This window comes from Hymenobacter humi, from assembly GCF_042665855.1.
In the GTDB taxonomy this organism is placed as follows: domain Bacteria; phylum Bacteroidota; class Bacteroidia; order Cytophagales; family Hymenobacteraceae; genus Hymenobacter; species Hymenobacter humi.
Genome location: NZ_JBHTEK010000001.1, coordinates 3,928,328 through 3,954,822 on the forward strand (window position 1 = coordinate 3,928,328; position 26,495 = coordinate 3,954,822).

The 26,495-nt window shown below is 61.9% G+C and carries 24 protein-coding genes and 1 pseudogene; 22 read left to right on the forward strand and 3 right to left on the reverse strand.

Annotated features, from left to right (window positions below; all coding sequences use genetic code 11):
* Nucleotides 1–97: 97 nt before the first annotated feature.
* From ACFQT0_RS22100 to ACFQT0_RS22205, 22 genes and pseudogenes are all read left to right on the forward strand, one after another.
* Nucleotides 98–289, forward strand: a pseudogene (locus ACFQT0_RS22100) (hypothetical protein); the annotation flags it as partial.
* A gap of 18 nt (nucleotides 290–307) precedes the next feature.
* The gene (locus ACFQT0_RS22105; protein ID WP_380206186.1) at nucleotides 308–700 is read left to right on the forward strand and encodes a hypothetical protein; all 393 of its coding nucleotides are present in this window, start codon (nucleotides 308–310) and stop codon (nucleotides 698–700) included.
* On the forward strand, nucleotides 697–1,275 hold the full coding sequence (locus ACFQT0_RS22110) for a T9SS type A sorting domain-containing protein (RefSeq protein WP_380205239.1): 579 nt from the start codon (nucleotides 697–699) through the stop codon (nucleotides 1,273–1,275). The genes ACFQT0_RS22105 and ACFQT0_RS22110 overlap by 4 nt, the downstream gene beginning before the upstream one ends.
* Before the next feature lie 459 nt (nucleotides 1,276–1,734).
* On the forward strand, nucleotides 1,735–3,744 hold the full coding sequence (locus ACFQT0_RS22115) for an ATP-binding protein (RefSeq protein ID WP_380205240.1): 2,010 nt from the start codon (nucleotides 1,735–1,737) through the stop codon (nucleotides 3,742–3,744).
* 583 nt (nucleotides 3,745–4,327) lie between these two features.
* The gene (locus ACFQT0_RS22120) at nucleotides 4,328–4,714 is read left to right on the forward strand and encodes a response regulator transcription factor (protein ID WP_380205241.1); all 387 of its coding nucleotides are present in this window, start codon (nucleotides 4,328–4,330) and stop codon (nucleotides 4,712–4,714) included.
* A 68-nt stretch (nucleotides 4,715–4,782) separates the two neighbouring features.
* Nucleotides 4,783–5,277: a hypothetical protein gene (locus ACFQT0_RS22125; protein WP_380205242.1), complete on the forward strand. Its 495-nt coding sequence runs from the start codon at nucleotides 4,783–4,785 to the stop codon at nucleotides 5,275–5,277.
* On the forward strand, nucleotides 5,214–5,906 hold the full coding sequence (locus tag ACFQT0_RS22130; protein ID WP_380205243.1) for a sugar transferase: 693 nt from the start codon (nucleotides 5,214–5,216) through the stop codon (nucleotides 5,904–5,906). The genes ACFQT0_RS22125 and ACFQT0_RS22130 overlap by 64 nt, the downstream gene beginning before the upstream one ends.
* Before the next feature lie 26 nt (nucleotides 5,907–5,932).
* Entirely contained in the window at nucleotides 5,933–6,646 is a 714-nt protein-coding gene (locus ACFQT0_RS22135; RefSeq protein WP_380205244.1) for a TolC family protein, read from the forward strand.
* Nucleotides 6,643–7,572 carry a Wzz/FepE/Etk N-terminal domain-containing protein gene (locus ACFQT0_RS22140; RefSeq protein ID WP_380205245.1) on the forward strand — a complete coding sequence of 310 codons (930 nt, stop codon included), beginning with the start codon at nucleotides 6,643–6,645 and terminating at the stop codon, nucleotides 7,570–7,572. The genes ACFQT0_RS22135 and ACFQT0_RS22140 overlap by 4 nt, the downstream gene beginning before the upstream one ends.
* Complete coding sequence (locus tag ACFQT0_RS22145; protein WP_380205246.1) at nucleotides 7,548–8,768, forward strand: hypothetical protein; 1,221 nt, start codon at nucleotides 7,548–7,550, stop codon at nucleotides 8,766–8,768. Before ACFQT0_RS22140 ends, ACFQT0_RS22145 begins: the two co-directional genes overlap by 25 nt.
* A 38-nt stretch (nucleotides 8,769–8,806) precedes the next feature.
* Nucleotides 8,807–10,276, forward strand: a complete 1,470-nt coding sequence (locus tag ACFQT0_RS22150; protein ID WP_380205247.1) for an O-antigen ligase family protein — start codon at nucleotides 8,807–8,809, stop codon at nucleotides 10,274–10,276.
* Nucleotides 10,252–11,160 carry a glycosyltransferase family 2 protein gene (locus tag ACFQT0_RS22155; protein ID WP_380205248.1) on the forward strand — a complete coding sequence of 303 codons (909 nt, stop codon included), beginning with the start codon at nucleotides 10,252–10,254 and terminating at the stop codon, nucleotides 11,158–11,160. Before ACFQT0_RS22150 ends, ACFQT0_RS22155 begins: the two co-directional genes overlap by 25 nt.
* Before the next feature lie 72 nt (nucleotides 11,161–11,232).
* A complete protein-coding gene (locus ACFQT0_RS22160) occupies nucleotides 11,233–12,270 on the forward strand; it encodes an acyltransferase family protein (RefSeq protein ID WP_380205249.1) in 1,038 nt (345 codons plus the stop codon).
* A gap of 72 nt (nucleotides 12,271–12,342) precedes the next feature.
* Nucleotides 12,343–13,551 carry a glycosyltransferase gene (locus ACFQT0_RS22165; RefSeq protein ID WP_380205250.1) on the forward strand — a complete coding sequence of 403 codons (1,209 nt, stop codon included), beginning with the start codon at nucleotides 12,343–12,345 and terminating at the stop codon, nucleotides 13,549–13,551.
* A gap of 124 nt (nucleotides 13,552–13,675) precedes the next feature.
* Nucleotides 13,676–15,124 (forward strand): glycosyltransferase, encoded by a 1,449-nt coding sequence (locus ACFQT0_RS22170; protein WP_380205251.1) that lies wholly within the window; start codon nucleotides 13,676–13,678, stop codon nucleotides 15,122–15,124.
* Nucleotides 15,108–16,136 (forward strand): glycosyltransferase family 4 protein, encoded by a 1,029-nt coding sequence (locus tag ACFQT0_RS22175; protein WP_380205252.1) that lies wholly within the window; start codon nucleotides 15,108–15,110, stop codon nucleotides 16,134–16,136. The genes ACFQT0_RS22170 and ACFQT0_RS22175 overlap by 17 nt, the downstream gene beginning before the upstream one ends.
* Before the next feature lie 74 nt (nucleotides 16,137–16,210).
* Entirely contained in the window at nucleotides 16,211–16,825 is a 615-nt protein-coding gene (locus ACFQT0_RS22180; protein ID WP_380205253.1) for an acyltransferase, read from the forward strand.
* Between the two features lie 164 nt (nucleotides 16,826–16,989).
* Nucleotides 16,990–17,871, forward strand: a complete 882-nt coding sequence (locus ACFQT0_RS22185) for a hypothetical protein (protein ID WP_380205254.1) — start codon at nucleotides 16,990–16,992, stop codon at nucleotides 17,869–17,871.
* Nucleotides 17,868–19,379 carry a glycosyltransferase gene (locus tag ACFQT0_RS22190; protein ID WP_380205255.1) on the forward strand — a complete coding sequence of 504 codons (1,512 nt, stop codon included), beginning with the start codon at nucleotides 17,868–17,870 and terminating at the stop codon, nucleotides 19,377–19,379. The genes ACFQT0_RS22185 and ACFQT0_RS22190 overlap by 4 nt, the downstream gene beginning before the upstream one ends.
* Before the next feature lie 105 nt (nucleotides 19,380–19,484).
* Nucleotides 19,485–20,849: an oligosaccharide flippase family protein gene (locus tag ACFQT0_RS22195; RefSeq protein ID WP_380205256.1), complete on the forward strand. Its 1,365-nt coding sequence runs from the start codon at nucleotides 19,485–19,487 to the stop codon at nucleotides 20,847–20,849.
* 260 nt (nucleotides 20,850–21,109) lie between these two features.
* Nucleotides 21,110–21,991, forward strand: a complete 882-nt coding sequence (locus ACFQT0_RS22200) for a beta-1,6-N-acetylglucosaminyltransferase (protein WP_380205257.1) — start codon at nucleotides 21,110–21,112, stop codon at nucleotides 21,989–21,991.
* Nucleotides 21,992–22,087: 96 nt separating this feature from the next.
* Nucleotides 22,088–23,542, forward strand: a complete 1,455-nt coding sequence (locus tag ACFQT0_RS22205; RefSeq protein WP_380205258.1) for a phytoene desaturase family protein — start codon at nucleotides 22,088–22,090, stop codon at nucleotides 23,540–23,542.
* Between the two features lie 894 nt (nucleotides 23,543–24,436).
* Here ACFQT0_RS22205 and ACFQT0_RS22210 read toward each other — a convergent pair.
* From ACFQT0_RS22210 to ACFQT0_RS22220, 3 genes are read right to left on the reverse strand one after another with little or no spacing between them, the layout of a single operon-like run.
* Nucleotides 24,437–25,876 (reverse strand): alpha-L-rhamnosidase-related protein, encoded by a 1,440-nt coding sequence (locus ACFQT0_RS22210; protein WP_380205259.1) that lies wholly within the window; start codon nucleotides 25,874–25,876, stop codon nucleotides 24,437–24,439.
* The gene (locus ACFQT0_RS22215; protein ID WP_380205260.1) at nucleotides 25,857–26,261 is read right to left on the reverse strand and encodes a hypothetical protein; all 405 of its coding nucleotides are present in this window, start codon (nucleotides 26,259–26,261) and stop codon (nucleotides 25,857–25,859) included. The genes ACFQT0_RS22210 and ACFQT0_RS22215 overlap by 20 nt, the downstream gene beginning before the upstream one ends.
* Nucleotides 26,200–26,457: a hypothetical protein gene (locus ACFQT0_RS22220; protein WP_380205261.1), complete on the reverse strand. Its 258-nt coding sequence runs from the start codon at nucleotides 26,455–26,457 to the stop codon at nucleotides 26,200–26,202. Before ACFQT0_RS22220 ends, ACFQT0_RS22215 begins: the two co-directional genes overlap by 62 nt.
* Between the last annotated feature and the right edge of the window lie 38 nt (nucleotides 26,458–26,495).

Genomic DNA, 26,495 nt, shown 5'->3' on the forward strand with positions numbered 1-26,495 from the left:
ACCTCGTTCGAGTCGCCGGCCCAGACCGCCTACAACTACGGCGCCCGCCTGCGCGGCTACGTCTGCCCCCCAAAGCGGGGCCTACACCTTCGCCATCGTGGGCGACGACGACGCCGAGCTCTTTTTGAGCACCGACGCCGACCCGGCCCGCAAGGTGCGCATCGCCTCCTGCTCGGGCTGGACTTCTTCCAACCGCGACTTCACCCGCTACCCCAGCCAGAAGTCGGCCACCATCCAGCTGCAGGCCGGCCAGCGCTACTACATCGAGGCCCTGCACAAGCAGAACTGGGGCCCGGGCTACCTGGCCGTGGCCTGGACCCTGCCCGACGGCACCCGCCAGGAGCCCATCCCCGGCGCTAACCTGATTCCTTACTCGACCTCTACGACTGCACCCGCCCCGGGGCCAGCTCCGGCCCCCGCACCAGCCCCGGCACCGGCACCGGCACCGGCTCCGACCGCCCCGACGGCGTGCTCGGGCACGGGCAGCCTCTCGCGTGAGCAGTGGGACAACGTCTCGGCCACCGGCATCGCCGCCCTGCCCCTGGGCAGCGCCCCGACCAGCAGCAGCACCGTCACCTCGTTCGAGTCGCCGGCCCAGACCGCCTACAACTACGGCGCCCGCCTGCGCGGCTACGTCTGCCCCCCAAAGCGGGGCCTACACCTTCGCCATCGTGGGCGACGACGACGCCGAGCTCTTTGAGCACCGACGCCGACCCGGCCCGCAAGGTGCGCATCGCCTCCTGCTCGGGCTGGACTTCTTCCAACCGCGACTTCACCCGCTACCCCAGCCAGAAGTCGGCCACCATCCAGCTGCAGGCCGGCCAGCGCTACTACATCGAGGCCCTGCACAAGCAGAACTGGGGCCCGGGCTACCTGGCCGTGGCCTGGACCCTGCCCGACGGCACCCGCCAGGAGCCCATCCCCGGCGCTAACCTCATCCCCTACAACGTCTCGGCTAGCACATCAAGCGCGGCAACGGAAGGTGCCAACGCCGCAAGCGCCCTGCGCACGGCCGTAACGGTGTACCCCAACCCGCTCACCGGCCGCGACAACCGCGCCACCGTGGAGTTCCGCGTCGAGAAATCCGGCCCGGTTACCCTGTCGCTCTTCTCGCTGCAAGGCCAGCGCATCCGCACGCTCTACACTGGCACGGCCGAAGCCGGTGCCGCGCGCACGGTTGCCCTCGAAGCCGCCGGCCTGGCCGAAGGGGTGTACCTGGTCCGCCTGGTTACCCCCACCAAGGTCGTCACCCAAAAGCTTCTCTATACCCGCTAACCGAAAACAGGGACGGCTCCCGGGCCGTCTCTGCTTCCCGGCCCAGCACGCAGCGGCCCGGCCCGCGGACCCGGCTAACCTAGCCGACCGCGGGCCGGGCTTTTGAGTGGGCCAGCCCTTACTCAACTTACCCCAACAACGAGCGCGAAGTACAGTATCTAAGCGCATCTGTACTGTGTTGGCTTCGTTTTTGCCCTCACTGCCAGATGCTTTAGCTCAACTGGGGTTACGATTTATTAAACCGTGGCAACGTTTTTGAGTACAAAGCAAAAAATAACCAAGTAGATACAGCTTCTGTAAAAGGGCTATATCTTAAATTGTCTGTACCCAGGCCCCTTGCTATCTAGCCTGTTCTACCCGCCCCATGAGCATTACGGTACCCACTCCCTTATCTGCCTTAGCTGCCGAACGGCGACGTAGCGAAAACGCGGAAGCCGAAGTGTTGCGGCTGCGCGCCCAGTGGCGGCCGTAACGGCGGCAGCCAACTCTGCCCACCTAACCCCGCTCGATGCCGTGAAGGAGCTCACGCACGTGGTAGGTCACCTCAAGCAGATAGAGCGCGAGCTGGAGGACCAGCATGGCCTCGTACGCCAGGTAATCAACAGCAGCCCCAACCTGATTTACGTGGAGGATGCCAATGGCGGCATTTTGCTGGCCAACAAGACCTACGCGCACATTCTGAGCTGGCTCTCCAGCCGCTCCCGGCCCACCGAGCAGCCCAGCACGGCGATTGGCCCGGGCATTCCGCAGCTGGAGGAAATGGAGGAGCCCACGGAAAAGACAACGGCGTTTGAGGAGTGCTACCACCTCATGGACGGCCAGACGCGCTGGTACCACACCACCCAAACGCCGCTGCTGCAGGCCGACGGCTCCCGGTACCTGCTCACGTATTCGTCCGACATCACGGAGCTCAAGCGCGCCCACCGCAAGGCCGAGGAATCGGTGCAGGCCAAGCAGGTGTTCATGGCCAACATGAGCCACGAAATCCGCACGCCCCTGCACGGGGTAATGGGCTTGGCCGACCTGCTCAAGAAAGGGCCGCTCTCGCCGGAGCAGGCCGATTACGTCGACATGATTCAGTCCAGCACTGAAGGCCTGCTGGTGGTCATCAACGACATTCTGGACTTTGCCAAAATCGAGTCCGGCCAAATCAACCTCGAGAACATCCCGTTCGACATCATCAAAACGGTGCAGGACGCGGCCCGCTCGCTGGCCTTCAAAACCGACGAGAAGGGCCTGGTGCTCCGCATTCTGGGCCTGAACGAGCACCTGCCGCTGGCCCAGGGCGACCCCTACCGCCTGCGGCAAGTGCTGGTGAACCTCATCGGCAACGCCATCAAGTTTACAGAGAAGGGCGCCATCACCATTACCATCGACGCCAGCCAGCGGTCGGGCATGTCCTTGCCCGTCACGTTCAGCGTGGCCGATACCGGCATCGGCATCAAAGCCGAGAACCTGGGCCAGGTCTTCGATAGCTTCAAGCAGGCCGACAACAGCGTGGCCCGCCTCTACGGCGGCACCGGCCTGGGGCTCACCATCTGCAAGAACCTGGTGGAGCTGCAGGGCGGCGAGATTGGCGTGCGCAGCGAGCCTGGGCAGGGCAGCTGCTTTTACTTCACCATTCCCTACACGGTCAGCAACGAGCAACTGGTAAAAGAGCCCACGGCCATTCAGCAGCCCGATTTGCTAGAGGGCCTCACCATTCTCTTTGCCGAAGACAACGCCGTAAACCAGCTCATTGGCTTCTCCATGCTCAGCCAGTGGAAGGTGAAAGTGGACATGGCCCAGAACGGCGAAGAAGCCCTGGCCAAGGCCGGAGAGCGCAAGTACGACATCATTCTCATGGACATTCAGATGCCCCAGATGAATGGCTTCGAGGCCACCGCACGCCTACGGGCCGAGGTAGGCCTCAACCGCGATACGCCCATCATCGCCCTCACCGCCGATGCCATCCGGGTCAACGGCGGCTCGAGCGAGCAACTCGGGTTTACTGATTTTCTGACCAAGCCCTACAGCGAGCATTCCCTCTATAAGATGCTGGCGAAAGTGAGCCAGCTCGCCCAGGATATTCATCTGCCCGAAGAACCGGCCATCGCGCCGCCCGACTTGGGGCTGCACTACGATTTTATGATGCTCGGCAAGCTGGCGAACGATACCAGTTTCATTCGCAAGATGCTGGAGCTGTTCATCAACCGCGTGCCGGGTCAGGTTCAGACCATGCAGGATGCCCTGGAGCGCGACGACTGGGCAACCATCGCTCACGAGGCTCACAGCCTGAAATCGACCTTTGGCAGCCTCAACATCCAGCCCGAGGTGGGCAACCTGCGCATGGTGGAGGAACTCGCGGAATTGCGCGCGCCCAAAAGCGAGATATTGCCGTTTGTCAATGCCATTGCCAAAGGCACCAAGCTGTTTTGCGCCCTCTTTGTGGAAGACCTGGCCAAGCTCCCGCCGGCTCCAAAAGTGTAGTTTGCTGCTGAACTGCGCCGCACCCCTGGCATTGCTCCTGCATGCCAGGGGTGCGGCATGCTCATTTCCTATACCCTGTTCGCTGGGCTTCGGCCGGCGCCGGGTAGCCGCAAGGTTGAGCCAGCCTTGCGCTTCGGCTGGGTGGGCGAGCCTACGGCCGTCATCATTAGAATGGGAAATGTTCAAATCGGCGTTTTTGCATGCATCAGCTTTGCAAAGCAATGAATTCCCTGACTTTGGCATGCGGTAGTGAAGAATCTACGTATGAGAGAGAACTACCGGAATCGAAAAGCGTAAAAGATGAAAAGGTCGACAACGCAGCAGCGTTCAGGTTGCGGTTAAAAAAAGAGCTAGCTGCTTCTTTTTTAAAAACAAGGCATTCTGTAAAGCAACTATCTATTTATCAACCCAATAAATTCTCATACACATTAGATTGAGTAGTTGGCTAGAATGGAATCAAATAGGTAGCAATCAACTTATGGCTTAGATTATGAGTATGCTAACGCAATTCCAGAATAGCTCAAGCATTGATTGAATTGCACTATATATTATATACACTTTTCCACTCAGCTACTACGACGTTATGCCTATTGTAAAGAAAGTACTACTCATCGTAGACGACGAGCCCTCGATTTGCTTGATTCTCGAGCATTATTTCAGCATGGACTATACTGTAGTCGTGAAGCCCAATGGGCTCGAGGCGATGGAATGGCTCGAGCAGGGCAACAGTCCGGACGCTATTGTGGCCGACTACGACATGCCCCTGATGGACGGGCCGGAATTTATTAAACAGATACGGGCCAGCAGCCGCCACCGCGAGGTGGGCCTCATTATTCTATCGGGCAAGGATAGCACGGCTAATAAAATTAAATGTCTGAAGCTAGGCGCTGATGATTACCTGGTGAAGCCCTTCAACCCCGAAGAGCTGAGCCTGCGGATTCAGAACATGCTTAATCGTATTAGAGTATAACTAAGTTGAATAATCATAGAATACGTGTTTTATACCTGACGCCTGACGTACAGGACGGGCAACGCTTTGTGCAGGAATTTGCGGAGGAGCTCGACGTGGAAGTCGTGACGACTCCGGCGCATGCCCTGGCGCTCTGCTCGCAGGTGCCGGTGCCCTTCGCGGCAGTGCTCAACGCGGCCGACCCGGCCACGGCCCTGGGGCTGCGGCTGGTGCGGGTGCTCAAGCAGGAGCAGCACCTGGCTCAACCCGTGCTGTGGCTCACGCCTAAGCCCGTGGCGCCCCCGCTGCGGGCCCTGCTGCTGGAAAGCGCAGGAAGCGAAATATTTCTGGCGGATACCGACCACGAGCGCCTGCTTACGCGGCTGCACTTCCTGGGCCGGGTAAAGCCCGAGCCGTCGGATTTCAGCAGCCCCTACGCCCTGCGCATGCCCTGGAGCAAGCGCCTGATGGACGTGCTTTTTGCTGGCGCTGCGCTGTTTTTCTCTCGCCGTTTCTGCTGGTGCTGGCCATCCTCATCAAGCTCGAATCGCGCGGCCCCGTGTTTTACTACTCGTACCGGGTAGGAGCCGGCTACCGGGTGTTCAAGTTCTGGAAGTTCCGCTCCATGCGCTCGGATGCCGACCAGATGCTCGACTCGGTGAAGAACCTCAACCAGTACCAGTCATCCAGCGGGTCGAGCGGCATCAGGCGGCGGTGGCGCAGGCGGGCCTGTGCGAAGCCTGCCTGGAGGCCGGCACGGCCTGCCAGCAGCAGGCTGGTGGACCAGCGCGGCCGAATCATTTGCGAGCAGCAGTACCGCTTCCAGCGCAAGGCGGCCGAAGCGCCCGCTTTCATGAAGATTGTGAACGACCCGCGGGTAACCCGCCTGGGCCGTTTTTTGCGCAACACCAGCATCGACGAACTTCCGCAGCTCTACAACGTATTGCGCGGCGATATGTCGCTGGTGGGCAACCGCCCGCTGCCCCTTTACGAGGCCGAAAAGCTGCTGACCGACGAGTACTCGAAGCGCTTCATTGCGCCGGCGGGCATCACCGGTCTCTGGCAAGTGAGCCGCCGGGGCAAAGGCGGCGACATGTCGGAAGAAGAACGCAAAGCCCTGGATATTGAGTACGCCCGGACCTATTCGATGCGCAAGGACCTGCAAATCATCTTTAAAACCATTCCCGCTTTATTTCAGAAAGAGAACGTATGATCAAAACGCTCCTGAGTGTCCTGCTATTGGCGCTGCACACTTCACTGGCGTTTGGCCAGGCCACCCCCGCGCCAACCGAAGCCTGGCAAAGCGTTTTCTTTGACGCGCCCTCTACGGCGCTCCCCCTGCTCACGGCGGCCGCCATCAAACATTCGGCGCAGCTCAAGGCCACGGAATACGACAAAGCCATTGGCAAACAGAATGTGCAGATTGCCAAGGAAAACATCCTGGGCAGCCTGGGCATCGGGGCCAACTACAACTACGGCAACGTGGGCAGCATTGGCACGGTGGACCCGGCCAGCCCCAACCCCTTCAATACGACTCTCTCCAGCCGCTATTCTACCGGCGTCAACTTTTCGCTGCCGCTGGGCACGGTGGTGAGCCGAGGGAACCAGATTAAGCGCGAACAGCTTAACTACGAGCGCACCGAAGCCCTGCGGCAGGACCAGGAAAACCAGCTGCGCCAGCAGGTTATCAACCTCTACCAAAGCGTGCTGCTGGCCCGGAAGGTACTGACCCTGCAGCAGGAAGCCTATGTAAACGTGCGCACCAACAACCAGCTGGCCGAAAAGCAGTTCCGGCAGGGCCAACTGACCCTCACCGAGCTGTCGGGCGCTAACTCCAGCCTCACGGCGGCGTCTATTTCCCAGGAGTCGGCACGTAATCAATACGATACGGCGTTTATGATACTGGAAGAAGTGGTAGGGGCCAAAATTTCAACCTTAATGACTACCCGATGAGCTTATCCGAAATCCTCCGGCTTTTGGGGCGGAAATGGATGTTGCTGCTGCTGGTGCCATTGGTGCTGAGCGCGTCGACCTATTTCTTCGCCCGCAATCTGCCCAAGATTTACGCCTCCGATACCACCATTTACACGGGCATTGCCTCGGGCTACTCGCTCACGGGCAACGCGGCCGCCGATTACACGACCACCAACAATGCGTTTGATAACCTTATCAACCTCATTACGTCCCGCTCAACCAAGGAGGAAGTTGTGTTCAACTTGCTGGCCAGCCACCTGTGGGATACCCGCAAGCACCCCGAATACCTGGCCTACGAAGAGTACGAGGACCTGCGCGAAAAACTGCCGGCCAGCCTGCGCCAAACCCTTACGGGTGCCACGCAGGAGGCCACGCTGGAGAATATCCGCACCTATGCCAAGTCCGACAACAACAACGTGATTCAGCGGCTGCTGAAATCCAGCAACCCAACCTACTCGCTCACCGCGCTGGACATGATTAGCGCCAGCCGCATTGGCTCCAGCGACCTGATACGGCTGTACTTCGAGAGCCACAACCCGGAAATTGCCCGCACCACTCTGACGCTGTTCACGCAGGTGTTTCTGGAGCAGTCCAAAAACCTGCGCGAAGGCCAGACCTCCTCGGTTATCAAATACTACGAAGCCGAGCTGAAGAAAGCCAAGGAGCGCCTCGACAAAGCCGAAAGCGAAAACCTGGCCTTCAACCGCAGCAACAACATCATCAACTACGAGTCGCAGTCGACCAACGTGGCCACGCAGAAGGAAGACCTGGCCCAGCAGCTCACCGAGATGAACCAGCAATACGCTGGGGCCCAGGCCGCGCTCAACGCCGTGAACCGCAAGCTGGGGGCCAGCAGGCGGCCCTGCTCAGCAGCAGCCAGGTGCTGGAGCAGCGCAAGAAATTGAGCCGGCTCAACGCCAGCATCGCTGACCAGGAGCTGTTTGGCCGCCAGGACCCCGCTGCCCTGGCCAAAACCAAGCAGCTGAAGGCCGAAGCCGACAAGGCGGCCGAGGCTATTCAGAGCAACGTGGACTCTTACTACGCCCAGAGCAATTCCACCGAAGGCATTCCCAACAAGGACCTGCTCGGCGAGTGGGTGCAGAACATGGTGCTGGTGGAATCGAACCGGGCCAAGCTGAACGTGATGAACCGGCGCAAGCAGGAGTTTGAGCGTGAGTACCAGCGCATGGCCCCGCTCGGCGCCACGCTCAAGCGCATTGCCCGCGAAATCGACCTGGCCGAAAAGGCCTACCTCTCGGTACTGGCCAGCCTGAACGCCAGCAAGGCCACCCAGCAAAACACGCAGTACACGGCCAACCTCAAAATAGTCGACCCGCCCGACCTGCCCTCCAAGCCCAAGTCCAACAAGCTGCTCATGCTCGTGCTGCTGAGCGGCCTGGGCGGCCTGGTAGTAGTGGCAGGCACCGTGGTGGGCCTGGGCATGCTGGACAAATCCCTGAAAAACCCGGAGGGCGCTTTCCGGCAAATTGGGCTGCCCGTGGCCGGCATGATGCTGGACACCCACGCCCGGCCCACGCTGCAGCTGCAGGCCTCGCAGCAGCGCAGCCTCGACCAGCTAGTGCGCCACATTCTGCTCAAGGCCAACACCTCCCCTACGCCGTCGCCTTTTGTGGTGGGCATTTTCAGCGTGCAGCGCCACGAAGGCAAAACCACGCTGTGCCAGGCCCTGTCGCAGCGCTGCCACGAAATGGGCGTGCAAACCCTGGCCCTGTACCCCGAAACTGACGGAGAGGAGTCGAACTCAGATGCGCCTTCTCTGTATTACCCTTCGGAGGCGGCGGCAGTGCATGGCTGGCCGCTCGAGCAGCTCATTCAGAACGCCACGCCCAAGCGCATGACCGAAGTGAGCGGCCCCGATGTGCAGGTGGTGCTGGTAGAGTTTCCGGCCCTGCGCGAAGAAGCGCTGCCCGTGGGCCTGCTGCGGCAATTGAGCCTTATTTTCCTTACCGTACCGGCCACCCGCGCCTGGCGCCTTACCGACCATAACACCGTGGAGCAGCTGCGCGCGGCCACCTCGGCCCCGGTGGAAGTGGTGCTGTCCGGCGTGGAGCAGCACTACGCCGAAGAGGCCTTGGGCTAAGGCCCGCTGGCCCCGCGCCCCGCATTGCCGCTTACACCATGAGAATCGTCCCGTCCTCTGCTGTTACCCTGCTCAACTCGCGCTGGCTGCTTCCCGGGGCGCTGGTACTGGCACTGGGAGCGGGCTGGCTGGCCAGCCAGGTGGGGACGCTGGTACCGGTGCTGCTGCTAGCAACCCCGTTTGTGGTGTTCTTCCTGGTGGCGGTGTTCAACAGCCCCCGGGTGGGCTACGTTACGGCCCTCACCTATAGCTTTATTCAGAGCTATTTGGTCCGGCACTTCATCGACCTGCCCGTGGGCCTGGCCCTGGAGGCCGTGCTGGTGATTACCTGGCTGGCGGTGCTGTTTTACCGCGCTTCCCCGCCCGACTGGCGGCGCATAAAGAACGATTTGTGCCGCATCACGGTGGTATGGTTTGTCATCAACTTGCTGGAAGTGGCCAACCCGGCCGGGGCCAGCATCGTGGGTTGGTTTTATGAGGTGCGCAGCAGCGCCTTGCTGTGGCTGCTCACCGTCCCGCTCTGCTTCCTGGCCTTCAACCAGCGGCGGGACCTGAACTTGTTCCTGTACCTGATTATCGGCCTCTCGGTGCTGGGCACGCTGTATGGCATCAAGCAAAAGGTCCTCGGGGTCGACGAGATGGAGCAGTACTGGCTGGATAGCGGCGCGGCCGTAACCCACCTGATATGGGGGCAGCTGCGCGCCTTCTCGTTTTACAGCGAAGCGGCTCAATTCGGCTCTTCTGAGGCACACGTGGCCCTTATCTGCGCGATTCTGGCGCTGGGGCCCTTCTCCTGGAAGAAACGCGCACTGCTGGCCGGGGTCGCGCTGCTGCTCTTGTACGGCATGCTCATCTCGGGTACCCGCGGTGCCTTCTTTGTGCTGGCTATGGGCGCGTTTGTGTACCTGGTGCTGAGCAAACGGGTCAGCATCTTGATTGTGGGCTGCATCGCGGCCGTGCTGGCCTTTGGCGTACTCAAGTACACGCACATCGGCGACAGCAACCCGAACGTGTTTCGCATGCGCTCGGCCCTCGACCCCAACGACCCCTCCCTGAACGTGCGCCTGAAAAACCAGGCCGTCCTGCGCGACTACCTGGCGACCCGGCCCTTTGGCGGGGGCGTGGGCGTGATGGGCATGTGGGGCAAAACCTACAACGCCGACAAGTTTCTGTCGACCGTGGCGCCCGATAGCTACTTCGTGAAGGTGTGGGGCCAGTACGGCATCGTGGGCTTCATCATCTGGTTTGGGTTCATGCTGTTCATCCTGGGCAAATGCATGGGCATCGTCTGGCGCATCCGCGACCCCGTGCTGCGCCAAAAGCTGCTGGCCCTCACGGCCGGCTACGCCGGCCTGCTCATGTGCAGCTACGGCAACGAGATTATGAACCAGGTGCCCTCGTCCCTCATCCTTTACACTTCCTGGGTATTTGTGTTTTTGGGCCCGCAGGCTCGACACCCCCGCCCTCGCTCCCGCCGACGTTCATGCCTAAGCCGCTGGTTTCGATAATTTCCATCAACTACAACCAGACCCAGGTTACCTGCGCCATGCTGGCGTCGCTGCGGCAGCTCACCTACCCCAACTACGAGGTGATAGTGGTGGACAACGCCTCCCCGACCGAGGACCCGGGCATAATCGCCGAGCAGTTTCCGGAAGTGCAGCTCATCCGCTCGGCCGAGAACCTGGGCTTTGCCGGCGGCAACAACCTGGGCATTCGGGCGGCCAAAGGAGACTACTGCCTTTTCTTGAACAACGATACCGAGGTGGTGCCGCAGCTGCTGGAGCCGCTGGTGGCCGTGTTTGAGCGCGAGCCCAAGGTGGGCATCGTGTCGCCGAAAATCATTTTCTACGGCACCGCCGACCTCATTCAGTACGCCGGCTGCGACCGCATCAGCTCCTGGACGGGGCGCACGTACGTCACCGGCTACCTGGAGCCCGACAAAGGCCAGCACAACACCTCGCACCTCACCACGCTCATTCACGGCGCCGCCATGATGGTGCCCACCCGGGTTATCCGGGAGGCGGGCCTCATGCCCGAGCTCTACTTTCTGTACTACGAAGAGCTGGACTGGTGCGAGATGATAAAGCGCATGGGCTACCAGAGCTACTACGAAGCGGGGTCCACGGTGTACCACAAAGAGTCGGTGTCGGTGGGCCAGGGCTCGGTGCTGCGCACCTACTACATGTACCGCAACCGGCTGCTCTTTCTGCGGCGTAATGCCACCGGCCTGAAAAAGTTAATTGGCATCCTATTTTTCCTGCTGGTGGCGGCGCCCAAGCAGAGCCTGCTGCACTTGCTGCGCGGCGAAATGGGGCACCTGCAAAAGGTGTGGCGCGGCATTGCCTGGCATCTGGAAGGGCACAACGTCCACCAAAACCAATACCTGATTTAACGAGTAACCCGTATCAGGCAACTGGATTTAACCTCGTCGTTCGCCAGCTGCCTCTATTACGCCCCTTTGCCCATGACCGCCACCCCCGCCCCTGCGCCTGAACGCCAGGCCTTTATAAGCTTTGCCCGGGGGCTGTCGATGTTCTCCATCGTCTTATATCACTTCCTGCTGTATGTGCCGCTGCCCCCACTGCTGGCTAAGGCCAACCAGATAGGCGGCGCGGGCATCTACATTTTTCTGTTTGCCTCCAGCTACGGCCTCTACTATTCCCGCATCAGCAGCTGGAAAAGCTTCTACCTGAGCCGGTTCAAGAAGGTGCTGTTCCCTTATTACATCGGGATTACGGTCATTTTCATCGTCAACCAGTTCCTGGCCCTCTACCCGGAAGGCTGGCCAGCGTACCTGAGCCACCTGTTTTTGTATAAGATGTTTTACGGGCCTTACATGGAGAGCTTCGGGCCCCATTTCTGGTTCATTTCCACCATCGTTCAGTTCTACCTGCTCTGGCCCTTGCTCCGGGCCCTGGACCAACGGCTGCCCACCCCCACGCTGCTGGCCGTGTGCTTAGCCGTTTCGCTGCTGTACAGCGTGCTGGTGTTCCGGCTGGGGGTGCAGCAGGAGCGCATCTGGTGCAGCTCGGTAATACAGTACTTCTGGATACTCGCCCTGGGGATGGCCGCGGCCAGGCACAACTGGATTCCGCGCATCCTGCAGGTGGGCTTGCTGCGGCACGCCGTGCTGCTGGTCGTTGGGCTGGGGATGTCCGTGCTGGTCAGCGTCGTGTTTGGCCCAGAGGCCAATATTTTCAACGACTACTTCATGTTCATTGGATATTTTTCGGGCTGTGTCCTGCTCTTTCTGGTGGGCCAGCAGCTTTCGTTCATCGTCCGGAGCATGTTGTGGCTCAACACGTTTTCTTATTCGCTGTACATCATCCACTTATTCATCTTTATTCTTTACTTAAAGGCGCTGGCGAAGACGAGCATTAGCCTGATGGAGGTCCCCGTGGTGATGGCGCTCTGCATTGTCCTGGCCTTGCTTTTTGATAAACTCGTCAGCCAGCTCACTGATATCAGCTTCGGCCGCACGCAGCCCGTATTGCGTACCTAAGGGTGCTGTTAGCATCTCATTTTTCTGCCGCTGCTCTTGTTGCCGCGCCCGGGCGCGTCCCACCATTCTCTCATGAAAATTCTGGTTCTTTTACCAACACTCGTTTTATATATCCTGGGCTTCTACCTGCTCTGCAACGTGTTGTATCTGCTGTTTTTTGCTTTGGCCGGGCACCGGCGGCAGCAAGTTGAGCCAGCTAATGCGCAGGCGGCTCCGCTCCGCATGTGCGTGCTGATGCCGGCTTACCACTCCGATGCCGTGATTCAGGAAACCGGGCCCGCGGCCGTACGCCACGCCTACCCCGGGCGCTTCGACGTGCACGTGATTGCCGACGGCCTGCAGCCGGCCACGGTAGAAAAACTCCGCCAGAATGGCGCCGGCGTGGTGGAAGTGGTATTTGAGAAAAGCACCAAAGGCAAAGCGCTGCTGGCGGCTCTCGACTCCCTGCCGCCCGACGCGTACGACGTGGCCGTGATACTGGACGTGGACAACGAAATGGCGCCCGGCTTCCTGGCCCAGGTAAACCAGTCCTTTGCCGAAGGCTACCGCGTGGTACAGGGCCACCGCACGGCCAAGAACCTGGACTCCCCTTTTGCCGTGCTCGACGCCTGCAACGAGGAAATCAACAACCACATTTTCCGGCAGGGGCACGCCAGCCTGGGCATGTCGTCGGCCCTCATCGGCTCGGGCATGGCCTTCGAATACGGCTACCTGCACCGACTCCTCCGCGACATTGGCGATACGCCGGGCGAGGACAAGGAATTAGATTTCAGGGCCTTGAAAGACGGCGTTAAAATAGCCTACCTGCCCGACGCCTACGTATACGACGAGAAAATCCCCAACTCCAAGGTCTTCGCCAACCAGCGTACCCGCTGGCTGGCCACCCAGCAGGAATTTCTTAGCAAGTACTTCGGCGAAGGAATCCGGCAGCTGGGCCAGGGCAACCTTGACTTCGCCGATAAGGTAGTGCAGTCTATGCTGTTGCCCCGCATTCTGCTCCTGGGCATCCTGGGGGTTCTAGTCGTTTTGTCGCTGCTGTGGCCGGTGGGGCCGGGACCGGTGTTCTGGCTGCTGCTGCTGGCGGGGGCCGGGGCGGCGCTGCTGCTGGCGCTGCCCGCGCGCCTCTACACCCGCCAGGTAGGGCGTGCAATGCTGCACCTGCCCGTGGCGCTGGGCGCCATGCTGCTGGCCATCCTGCAGCTCAAGAAAGCCAAAACGTCCTTTATGCCCACGCCCCACGCGGCCAGCGCGCCGGGCAGCACGATGCGCTCCGAAGTTTAGCTCAATTCCACTTATGCCCTGGGAAATCATCTTTATACCTGCCCTTATCAGCCTGATTATCGGGGTGCGTAAGGGGCTGCAGGCCTCTCCCAAGAAGTAGTAATGCGGCTGCCCGGCCCTGCTCATGAAAAACCAAAACATTGTCATGCTCTGCCAGCAAAGCTGGGATATTGGCATTGGAACCAGCGCCAGGAACCTGGCGAAGGAGTTTGCGAAGCATAACCGGGTGCTGTACATCAACATGCCGCTGGACGTGAACACCGTGCTCACGGGGTACCGGCAGGCGGGCATGGAGAAGCGGTTGCGCGTACTCTTGGGCCTGGAAGAAGGCCTGGTGCTGGCCGAGCCCAACGTGTGGGTGCTCACGCCCCAGGTGCTGGGTTTGTCCTTCAACTGGCTGCCCATGCGCAACGTGTTCAATTTCCTGAACCGCCTGAACAGCCGGCTGCTGGCCCACAGCATTGGCCAAGCCATCGAAGCGGTCGGGTTTGATTCTTTTTATCTGCTGCAGGACGGCATCATATTTCAGGGGCTGGAGCTCAAGCGCCTGCTGGCCCCGCGGCTGTCGATTTACTACCTGCGCGACTACATGCTGGGCGTGCCCTACTTCCGGCGCCACGGCCCTTGGGTAGAAGCCCGCTTGCTCGAGCAGGCCGACGTGGTGGTGACCAACTCCGTATACCTGGGCGACTACGCCCGGGGGCACAACCCCAATTCCTTCTACATCGGCCAGGGCTGCGCCCTGGGGCTGTACCAGGCCGATGCCGACTACCCTATGCCGGCCGACCTGGCCGAAGTGGCGGGGCCCATTATCGTGTACACGGGCTACCTCACGTCCATTCGGCTCGATATGGAGCTGCTGCTCACCATTGCCCGGCTGCGCCCCCAGTGGAACGTGGTGCTGGTGGGCCCGGAGGACGAGGCATTCCGGCGCAGCGCGCTGCACGAGCTGTCCAACGTGCATTTTCTGGGCAATAAGGCGCCGGAACAACTCGCGCCCTACATCCGCCACAGCGACGTCTGCATCAACCCGCAGGTGGTAAACGAGGCCACCGTGGGGAATTATCCGCTTAAAATCGACGAGTACCTGGCCATGGGCAAGCCCGTGGTGGCCACCGCCACGCGGGCCATGGACATGTTTGCCGACTACGTGTACCTGGCCCGCAACGCCGACGAATGGCTCGAGCAGGCTCGATGCCGCCCTGGCCGACCAGAGCCCGGACCGGAGTGCCGCCCGCATTGCCTTCGCCCAGGGCCACAGGTGGGAGGCTTCGGTTCGGGCCCTCGACCATGCCCTGGCCACGCTGCAGGCGCCCGATACCAGCCCCGTAGCCCAGGTCCTTCCCACTTAATTCACCGCCCGTTTATGCCCTCTCCTTCTATTCAACCTGCAGTTCCGACGTCTGGCCCGGCAGCCCCGACCCGGCAGCCGCTGCGCATCGGCATCGAAGCCCAGCGCCTGTTCCGGCCGCACAAGCACGGCATGGACATCGTGGCCCTGGAGCTCATCAAGCACCTGCAGCAGGCTCGACCACGAAAACGAGTACTTCATTTTTGTGAAGCCGGACGCTGACAACCAGGTGCTGCAGGAAACGCCCAATTTTCACATCGTGGAAGTGCCCGGCGGCCCCTACCCGCTCTGGGAGCAGGTGCTGCTGCCCCGGGCCGCCGCGCAGGCCGGCGTGCAGCTGCTGCACTGCACCAGCAACACGGCCCCGCTGCGGGCGGGCGTGCCGCTGGTGCTCACCCTGCACGACATCATCTACCTCGAGCCGCTGGACTTGCGCCGCGGCGCCTGGTACCAGCGCGCCGGCAACCTGTACCGGCGCTGGAACGTGCCGCGGGTGCTGCCCCTGTGCCAGCGGGTGCTCACGGTTTCGGCGTTCGAGCAGGCGCGCATCGCGCAGCGCCTGCCCGAGGCGGCCGGGCGTCTGCAGGTGGTCTACAACAGCGTGGGCAAGCAGTTCCGGCCCATTACCGACAACGTGGCCCTAGCCGCGGCCAAAGCGCGGTACGTCCTGCCCGACCGGTTTATCTTCTTCCTGGCCAATACCGACCCCAAGAAAAACCTACCCGGGGTGCTCAAGGCGCTGGCTTTGCTCAAGAAGCGGGGTCAGCTGGCTTTGCGGCTGGTGATGCTCGACTTCAAGGAAAGCGCGCTGGAGGCCATTCTGCAGGAGCTCAACATTCCGGAGCTGCGGGCCGATATTCAGCTTTGCGGCTACGTGCCCAACCAGGAGCTGCCGCTTATCTACAACCTGGCCGAGGTGTTTCTGTACCCGTCCCTGCGCGAGAGTTTCGGCATTCCCATCCTCGAAGCCATGGCCTGCGGCACCCCGGTCATTACCAGCAACACCTCGTCAATGCCCGAAGTGGCCGGCGACGCGGCGCTGCTCATCGACCCCTTCAAGCCCGAAACCATTGCCGACGCCATCCTGCGCCTGCAGAACAACCCATCCGAACGGGCAGCGCTGGTAGCGCGGGGCCTCGAGCGGGCCCGGCAATTCTCCTGGGCCAATACGGCCCGGCAAGTACTAAGCGTGTACGAAGAGGTAGCCGTGGGCAGCCCCACGCTGCGCCGGTAATAACCCCTAAGCATAGGCAACCACCTGTCATGTCTCCTTTAACCCAAACCGAGCCCGTTTCTCCCCCGCCCTCCATGTCCTTTAGCGACAAAGTCAAGCGCAACCCGCGGCTCAAGCAGCTGGCCCTGTGGCTGGTGCTGGTGCCCCGCGAGGCCCGGCCGCGGCTGTGGGTGCGCTGGCTGGTGAATCCCTTCGTGCACAAGCACGGGCGGCGGTCGCTGGTGCGGTGGCGCACCCGCCTAGATGTGGTGCCCTTCCAGCCGTTTATGCTGGGCGCCGAGTCCATCATCGAGGACTTTGCTACCGTGAACAACGGCATGGGCGGCGTTTTCATTGGGGAGCGCACGCTGGTGGGGCTGGGCAATGTGCTCATTGGGCCGCTGCGCATCGGCAACGACGTCATCATTGCCCAAAACGTGGTGTTTTCGGGCCTCAACCACGGCTACACCGACATCGACCGGCCCATCAAGGACCAGGCTTGCTCCACGGCCGAAATCGTGGTCGAAGACGAGGTCTGGATTGGGGCCAACTCCGTGATTACGGCCGGTGTGCGCATTGGCCGGCACGCCGTGGTGGCGGGCGGCAGCGTGGTGACCAAGGACGTGCCCCCGTTTACCATCGTGGGCGGCAACCCGGCCCGGCCGCTAAAGCAATACCAGGCCGCTACCGGCCAATGGGAGCGGGTGTAAATAATTAATTTGATTTTTTGCTTCTAATCTAAACAATTGCGTATGCATACGGCTGAACACGCTTTGAGCCAAGCCGATATTGCCATAAGCGACCCGTCTTTCCCCTGCCACCACTTTTCCAGAACAGGATTGATTAGAACTACGAACTGCCTTTCGCCGATGCTATGAACGACCAGAATATCATTATTATAGCCCAGCAGAATTGGGAGACCACCATCGGCACCAACCCCCGAAACATGGCGCGGGAGTTTGCTAAAAACAACCGGGTGCTGTACATCAACATGCCACTGGACGTGAGCACCGTGCTGCGGGAGCACGAGGAGCCCACCGTGAAAAAGCGCCTGCGCGTGCTGCTGGGCCTGGAAGAAGGCCTGGTAAAGGCCGAGCCCAACGTGTGGGTATACACCACGGGGGTTTTGCTGCTGTCGGCCAACTGGCTGACTTCGCGGCCGTTGTTTTCAGCCGTCAATAATCTGAATGCGTGGCTGCTGGCGCGCAGCATCCGCAAGGCGGCCGACGCCGCGGGCTTCGACTCGTTTTATCTGCTGCAGGACGGCCTCATCTTCCCGGGCCTGGAACTGAAGCGGCTCCTGAAGCCGGTGAAATTCATTTATAACCTACGCGACTACGTGATGGCCGTGCCCTACTTCCAGCGGCACGGGCCCTGGATGGAAGCCGCCCTTATGAAGCAGGCCGACGTGGTGTCGGCCAACTCGGCCTACCTGCGCGACTACGCCCGGGAGCACAACCCGAGCAGCTACGACATCGGCCAGGGCTGCGTGCTCTCGCTCTACCAGGCCGATGCCGTGTACGACCGGCCCGCCGACCTGCCGCCCGCCGGGGCGCCCATCATCGGCTACACCGGCTACCTCACCGAAATCCGGCTGGATATTGAGCTGCTCGTGACCATTGCCCGGCAGCGGCCGCAGTGGAACCTGGTGCTGATTGGGCCCGAAGACGAGGCGTTTAAGCGCAGCGCGCTGCACCAGCGCCCAACGTATACTTCCTGGGCAGCAAGTCGCCCGACCAGCTGCCGGCTTACGTGAGCTACTTCGACGTGTGCACCAACCCGCAGGCAGTGAACGAGGTAACCATCGGCAACTACCCGCTTAAAATCGACGAGTACCTGGCCATGGGCAAGCCCGTGGTGGCCACGGCCACGCGGGCCATGGACATGTTTGCCGACTACGTGTATCTGCCCCGCAACGCCCAGGAATGGCTCGAGCAGGCTCGATGCCGCCTTGGTGGAGCACACCCCGGCGCGCAGCGAATCCGGTATCGTCTTCACCCAGGGCCACACCTGGGAAGCCAGCGTGGGCCTCATCTACCAGGCCGTGGCCGAAGTGGAGCACCAAACCACCCCTTCCTACTAAGTTATTCTGCTATCCTTTTTGCTGTCGACGATTATTTATCCATGATTGTTTTCCTATTCTGGCTGGCCCTGGCCGTGGTTTTGTACACCTATGTGGGCTACGCCCTAGTGGTGTGGCTGTGGGCCAAAGTGGTCCGCGGCGGCACGCCTAAGCCCGCGCCCCGCGCCTTCGAGCCCGAAGTGACGCTGGTGGTGCCGGCCTACAACGAAGCCGATATTCTCGACGACAAGGTGCGCAACTGCCTGGCCCAGGACTACCCGGCCGACAAGCTGCGCCTGCTGTTCATCACCGACGGCTCCAACGACCACTCGGGCGAGGTGCTGGCCGCTTATCCGCAGGTAGAGCACCTGCACCGGCCGGAGCGCGCCGGCAAATCCATGGCCGAGAACCGCGCCATTCGGTACGTGACCACGCCCTACGTCGTGTTCACCGACTGCAACACCCTGCTCAACCCCGAAGCCGTGCGCCGGCTGGTGCGTCACTACCAAGACCCGCAGGTGGGGGCGGTGTCGGGCGAGAAGCGCGTGCTCAGCGACGGCAGCGCCTCGGGCTCGGGCGAGGGCCTGTACTGGAAATACGAGTCGTTCCTGAAGCAGTGCGACTCCGACATCTGCAGCCTGATGGGCGCGGCCGGCGAGCCTGGTGTCCTTCCGCACCGACTTGTTCAAGCCCCTGGAGCCAGACACCATTCTCGACGACTTTGTGCAGTCCATGCGCATCGTGGATGCCGGCTACCGCGTGGTGTACGAGCCCCAGGCCTACGCCATGGAGCCGCCGTCGTTTTCCCTGAAGGAAGAAATGAAGCGCAAAGTACGCATCTGCGCGGGCGGCTGGCAGTCCATGTCCCGGCTGCTGTCGCTGCTCAACCCGTTGCGCCAGCCGGTGGTCACGTTCCTGTACGTTTCGCACCGGGTGCTGCGCTGGAGCCTGACCCCCGCGCTGCTCCTGCTGCTGTTGCCGCTCAACGTGGCCCTGGCGCTCACGCACGGCGGCATTTACCACTTGCTGCTGGCGGCGCAGGTGCTGTTTTACGGCGCCGCCGCCTTGGGCTGGTGGCGGGCCAGCCAGGGCAAGGCCGCCGGCCCGCTGCTGGTGCCGCTGTACTTCACCATGATGAACGTGGCGGTGTTTCAGGGAGCCGGGCGCTTCTGGCGCAATTCGCAGCCCGCTGCCTGGGATAAAGCCCAGCGCGCTCCCGTGGCCTAGCTCCAGCAGCTAAACTCAGTACAATTGACTTTGGAGCCGTACGGTGGAGCTAAAAGGCCGCCCACCCGTTTCCGCATTTCATGAAGAACCCCTTGCTCACCAAGCTCCAGTCTTACCTCGGCAACCAGCATTTTATGTCGCTGGCCGGCAACCTCACGGTGTCGGCCATGAGCATCATCTCGGTGTCGCTGCTGTTTCGGATGCTGCCGGTGCAGGAGATTGGCGTGTGGGTGCTGTTCATGTCCACTGTGGGCTTGTCCGACTCGTTCCGGGCCGGGTTTCTGACCACGGCCTTCATCCGGGCGCGCTCCGGTGCTACACCCGAGCGGGCCGCCGAGGTTACGGGGTCAGCCTGGACCATTGCCCTGGCCATCACGGCTGCCCTGGGCTTGCTCAACTTGTTGGGCTGGTTGGTATTTGGCGGCACGGCCGATGCCGCGACGGCCACGCTGCTGCGCTGGTTTGGGGTGGTGCTGGTGGTCACGCTGCCCTACTTCATGGCCGCGTGCGTGATGCAGGCCGAAATGCGGTTCGACCGCATTCTCTACATCCGGCTGCTGTCGCAGGGGCTGTTCGTGGTGGGCATCGTGGCCATGATGGTCACCGGCACCGCCACGCTAGACCGGGTGGTGTACAGCTACGTGGGGGCGTCGGTGCTCACCAGCGCGCTGGTGCTGGCTTTCGGGTGGGCCGATTTTGGGAGCCTGGGCCGCCGCAGCAGTGCCTGCATTCGCGAGCTGGCGCACTTTGGCAAGTACAGCGTGGGCAGCTACGTGGGCACCAACCTGCTGCGCAGCTCCGACACGTTCATTATCAACTACATGCTGGGCCCGGCCCCGCTGGCCGTCTACAACCTGGCCAGCCGCTTCATGGAAATCGTGGACATTCCGCTGCGCAGCTTCGTGGCCACCGCCATGCCGGCCATGTCGGCCGCGTTCAACCAGAACCGGCTGGGCGAAGTGGCCCGCCTGCTGCGCCAGCACGCCGGCATGCTCACCTGGGTTTTCGTGCCGGTCATTCTAGGCACAATCCTTTTTGCCGACATTCCCATCTACCTCATCGGGGGCCCCAAATACCAAAACACCGAAGCGGCCAACCTGCTGCGCATCAGCATTGCGCTGGCCATCCTCTACCCCATCGACCGGTTTATGGGCATTACGCTCGACGTGGTCAACCAGCCGCGGCTCAACCTGGTGAAGGTGTTTCTCATGCTGGGTGTGAACGTGGTGGGCGACGTGGTGGCGCTGCTGCTGTTCCGCAACATCTACGGCGTGGCCGTGGCCAGCCTGCCCACCATCATCGCGGGCTTCGTCTTCGGGTATTTTCAGCTCAAGAAATACCTGCCGCTGTCCCTGCGCGACATCCTGAGCACCGGCTTCCGGGAAACCCGGGTGCTGGGCCTGCGCTTTCTAAGCCGGGCCGCGGCGGCCCTCAAGCCCGGTTAGGCCTCCGGCTGGCAACAGCTACTGGGCGCTGGTTGAGTTACTTCCGTCGCGAAATGAGTTGCGAAAATCAGGCGGATGTAGAGACGCAATATTTTGCGTCTCGTCGTTGAACGATAATTGAAACGCCCCCACGCGGTGCGGACGCCGAGACGCAAAATATTGCGTCTCTACTTCGTGCTCGCAAGCCACTTCGCGATGAGTATTGATGCATTCAAAAATTGGGTGTAAGTTGGTTTAAACGAAGTTTATCAGGCACGGCCATGAGAATTGCACATCTGATTATGGTGCACAAGAATGCGGCCCAGGTGGAGCGCCTGGTGAAGGCGCTGGCCCACGAGCAGTTCGACTTTTACATTCACCTCGACGCCAAGGCTAACCTGGAGGACTACGCGGGCGTGGCCGCCCTGCCGCAGGTCACCTTCATCCAGAAACGCTACGACATTCCCTGGGCGTCTTACAACCTCACCGCCGCCGCCGTACAGGGCATCCGGGAAATCCTGGCTTCCGGCACTTCCTACGATTTCATCAACCTGATGAGTGGGCAGGACTACCCCATCAAGTCGCCCGACAGCATTTACAGCTTCTTTGCCCGGCACATCGGGTGCACTTTCCTGGCCTTCGAGCCGCAGTCAGAGGACTCGGAGTGGTGGCGCCATGCCATTGGCCGCATCGAGAAATACCACATGATACAGTTCAGCTTCAAAGCTCGCTACCGGGTGGAGAAGGTACTCAACTGGCTCTTGCCCAAGCGCAAGTTTCCGCTGCCCTATAAGCTGTACGGCGGCACCTACGGCACGTGGTGGACTATGGGAACCGACTGCGCGGCCTACCTGCTGAAGTTCATGGACGAGCACCCCGGGCTCCGGCGCTTCAGCTATTTCACCTGGGCGCCCGATGAATTCCTCGTCAGCACCATTCTGATGAATTCGCCGCTCAAGGACAAGATTATCAACGACAACTACCGGTACCTGGACTGGTCGCGCGGCGGGCCCAACCCCAAAACCCTGACCGTGGAGGATGCCAACGAACTGGCCCGCAGCTACAAGCTTTTCGCCCGCAAGTTCGACATCACCCAAGACGCCGAAATTCTGGACATTGTGGACGGCCTAGTGGCCAACTCCGACTTCCGGCTTTCCGTGTAACCATTCTTTGCTTCCTCCGCGCCCAAGCGCTACCAGCCCAATTTTCCTATGACGTGCGCCCTCCGCTTTCGGGAAGGCGCTTAACCCGAACCCAGCGTGACGAAGCGAGATTTTGATGCGGTGGTGGTGGGCTCGGGGCCCAACGGGCTGGCGGCGGCCGTCACGATGCAGCAGGCGGGCCTGTCGGTGCTGCTCCTTGAGGGCAAGAACACTGTGGGCGGCGGCCTGCGCACCGCCGAGCTCACGCTGCCCGGCTTTTTGCACGACGTGTGCTCGGCCATTCACCCGCTGGCGGCCGATTCTCCGTTCCTCAAGACCCTGCCGCTGGCCGACCACGGGCTGGAATACATCTACCCGCCGCTGCCCGCCGCGCACCCGCTGGACAATGGCACCGCCGCTGTGCTGGACCCTTCGCTGTCCGTCACCGCCGCTCGGCTTGGGGCCGACGCCCAGGCTTACCGCAGCCTGGTGACGGCGGTGGTGCAGGACTGGCCGCGTCTGGCGCCAGCCATTCTGGGCCCGTTGCGTTTACCGGCGCATCCGGTGGCTTTGGCCCGGTTTGGGGTCAAGGGACTGCTCCCCGCCCAACTACTGGCCAATTTTTACCTCAAAACCCCCGAAGCCCGCGCGCTCTGGGCCGGCATGGCAGCTCACGCGCAACTGCCCCTGAGCAACATTGCCACTTCGGCCATTGGGCTGGTGCTGCTGGCCACTGGGCACCAGCGCGGCTGGCCCCTGCCCAAGGGTGGCTCGCAGCAGATTGCCAGCGCGCTTACTTCCTACTTTGTTTCCCTGGGCGGGCAGGTGCAAACCAACTTCTACGTGGAGTCTTTGCAGCAGCTGCCCTCGGCCCACGCGGTGCTGCTCGACGTAACGCCCCGGCAGTTGCTCGCCATTGCCGGCCACAAGCTTTCGGCACTCTATAAATGGCAGCTGGAGCGCTACCGCTACGGCATGGGCGTGTTCAAGATAGACTGGGCGCTGGCCGAGCCCATTCCCTTCACGGCCCCCGAGTGCCGGCGGGCTGGCACCGTGCACCTCGGCAACACGCTCGAGGAAATTGCCAGCTCCGAACAGCTCACCTGGGACGGCGGCCACCCCGAGCGGCCCTTCGTGCTGCTGGCCCAGCAAAGCCTGTTCGACGCCACCCGGGCCCCGGCCGGGCAGCACACGGCCTGGGCTTACTGCCACGTGCCCCACGGCTCCCGCAAAGACATGACCGCCGCCATCGAGCAGCAGGTGGAGCGTTTTGCGCCCGGCTTCCGGGAGCGCATCCTGGCCCGCCACGTGTTCGATACCGCTCAAATGGAAGCCCACAACCCCAACTACGTGGGCGGCGACATCAACGGCGGCGTGCTGGATATTGGGCAGCTCTTTACACGGCCGGCACTTCGGCTTTCGCCCTACCGGACCTCCGCCAAGGGGCTCTACCTCTGCTCTTCCTCTACCCCGCCTAGCGGCGGCGTGCACGGCATGTGCGGCTACCACGCCGCCCGCCGCGCCTTGCGCGACGTGTTCAACCTACGGGCAGCGCCTCTAGCCAGCCTTTAAGAACCTATCCCAATAAGAAATAAAAGGACCGTCATGCTGAGCGCAGCCGAAGCATCTCGCGTGCAGTCACTAATCCTTACGATTGGTTTACTACCCCACGCGAGATGCTTCGGCTCCGCTCAGCATGACGGTCTCTATTTGGAGAGGCTCTAAACGAAGCTGAAGCACGGCCGCCCTGCGCTGCTCTGCTACTCCACGCGCTTCACCCGCAGGTAGTCCAGCATGGCCTGATTCACTTCGCCGTTCATGTTCTCGTTGGCCGGCTCGAAGGCCAGGGTGAGCGGGTGGGTGCCTTTTTCCAGGCGCACCAGCACGGGGTTCGAGAAGCCCCAGTTCGACCATTCTTCCACGCCGCGCTGGGGCAGCACCACGGTGCCCAGCAGCGCGAGCCGCTGCGCAGGGTGCGGATGGCGCAACGGTTGTTGGTGTTGATGGGGCCGTTGCCGTTGGCGTAGCGGAAATCCACAGCATACAGACCAGCTTCGGGCACGGTCACGGGAATGGTGAGAGACTTATTCTGGGTCTTGCTGATTTCGATGAATCCCTTGCCGGTAAAGCCCTTATAAGCCAGCGCCGCTCTGGGCGCTACGGTTTCGAGCCTGCACCTGCCGGGCGGTGGCGTCAGCACCCATTTCCAGGGCTCGCTGGCGAAGGATTCCAGGCCATTGCCATCCACGGCCACCACTTGGTAGGCAGCGAAGGGGCCCGCGGGCACCGCGTACTCCGGGCTGGCCGTGGTGGCCAGCGCCTTGCTGTTCTGGAGCACTTTGTATTCCTTCACGCCCTCCTGTTTAGCCCAACTCAGGCGGTTGTTGGCGTAGGTAACTTCGGGTGTGGTGGGCGAAAACTGGTTGGCCACGCGGTTTACCGCTGCAGCTGGCGGCGTCGTGCTGCTCAGCACAATGCGCACCTCATGCGGCCCCACGAGCCCCGCCGGGATGGCGGCCCCGGGCAGCGGCTGGCCGTCGAGGGTAATGGTGCTGATTTGGTTGCCAAACCCTTCCATCTCAATATTGAGCACGGCCCGGCGGTACGGGAAGCCCGCCAGGCGGCGGCGGCCCTGGAACGCCTGCGGCACAAGGGCCGGAACACGAGCCGGTCGGCCTGCCACTCCATGCCAAACAGCACCTTGTACACCAAGCCCAAGCTGCCGGAGAGGCTCCAGAGCATGTTGCTGGAGTTGATTTGGGTGCCGGCAAAGTCGCCGTTGCTGGCCACGAAGTTCTCCTTGTTGGTGAGGAACAGCGCGGCGGGCCGGTAGATGGCGGCCATGCTTTCCAGCACCGACTGCTCGTTGCCGGCCTTGGCGGCGGCCAGCGCCCAGAAGCTTTGCACAAAGGGCCACACGGCGTTGTTGTGGTAGGGCGGAATGCCGGGAATCTGCGGGTAGATGCAGGAAATCCCGAAGGGTGTGGTGGGCGTTTTGGCCACCACTTCCTGCGCCCGTTCGCCCTCGGCCACGCCAAAGAGCACGCTCAGGGCCTCGCCCAGCGCCTCGGCCCGGGGCGAAAGCGTGAGGGCAGTGCGGCCGTAGAGAAACTGGCCGTAGTAGCCTTTTTCGGGCTGCCAGAGGTGCTCGTTCATGGCCTGCTTGAGGGCGGCGGCTTGCTGGCGGTGCCGGGCGGCCGTGCCCGGGTCGCCGAGCTTGGCGGCCATCTGGGCCATCACGATGTTGGCCTGGTAGTGCACGGCGTTGGTGCCCAGGTTTTCCGACTGGTAAATATCCACTGGCTGCATCCAGCGCGGGTAGGTCTGCTCGCGCCAGTCCAGGAAGGATGACTCGCCGCGCATCAGGCCGGTGGCCGGGTCGTAGGCGTTCTGGCGGTCGTCGGCCATCGACTTTTTGACAATGGCGTACACCCGGCGCAGCCACATTTCGTCGCCGGTCACCTTGTAGATTTCCCAGGCCGCCGTGGCCCAGATAATGCGGTCGGTGGAGCACGGATAAGCCCCGCCCGTGCCCGTGTCCTGAATGATGCGGCCTTCCTTCGACACCTTGCGCAGCAGGCTGTTCATGGCCACGCGCGGCTGCAGCGCGGCCTGGGCCAGGATGATGCTGTAGCTGATGTCGCGCGTCCAGACGCCGGCCCACTCCTTGCCGGTGCGGAAGGTGCTATCTGGCTCCACGGCGCGGCGGGCTTCTTCCAGGGCCAGGTTGTAGAGCGCGTCGGCCAGCGGGTAGTCGGAACTGTACTGCGGGAAGTCGGCGGTGTTGATGCTTTGCTTCCACTCGCCGGCCGTGGTTTTGGCGGCCTGGGGCTGGTTGAGCACCAGCGTCACTTCGTAGATGCCGTCGCCGTCGGGGTCCTTTAGCTCAAGCTCGGGCTTGTTCACCAGGTTGTCGAAATCCCAGGCTCAACGGGGCGGTGCCGCCGGCCACGAATACGTGCTTGAAGTCCTGCTGGTACAGCTTTTCGCCCTTGAAGGTGGTGTAGTAGCCCTGCTTCTTGAAAGCGGCCAGCACCAGCCGCATATCCAGCCGGATTTTCACCGCCGTGTTCGGCGCCAGGTAAGTGTTGGCCGGCACGGGCGTGGCATCCACGTAGCGCTGGCCGAAGACGATAACCGGCGTTTCGAGGGCCGCGCCGCCCGCCCGGGGCACGGCTGCCAGCTGATGGTCGAGGCCCGAAGGCATCTCGTTGTCCTTGCCGTTGATGCTAAACTTGAACGCCACCTGCGGGCTCTGAAACTCGTTGGCCGGGCTCTGGTAATTGGACACCAGGCTCGGTGGCCGAGAGCGCGCGGGCTTCGTGCTTGCCCTGCACCACCCGGTCGCGGTACAGCGTGTAAGCGTCAGATTGCCAGATGGGGGAAGACATGGCAGGAAGTTGGCTGGCCGCGGGCTTCTGGGTTTGGCAGGCATTGAGCAGGCCCAACAGCAACAGGAAGCCGATGGCAAGGGACGGTGAATTCATAGAGCGGCGCAAGGCAACGGGGGCGGGAATGTGGCCGC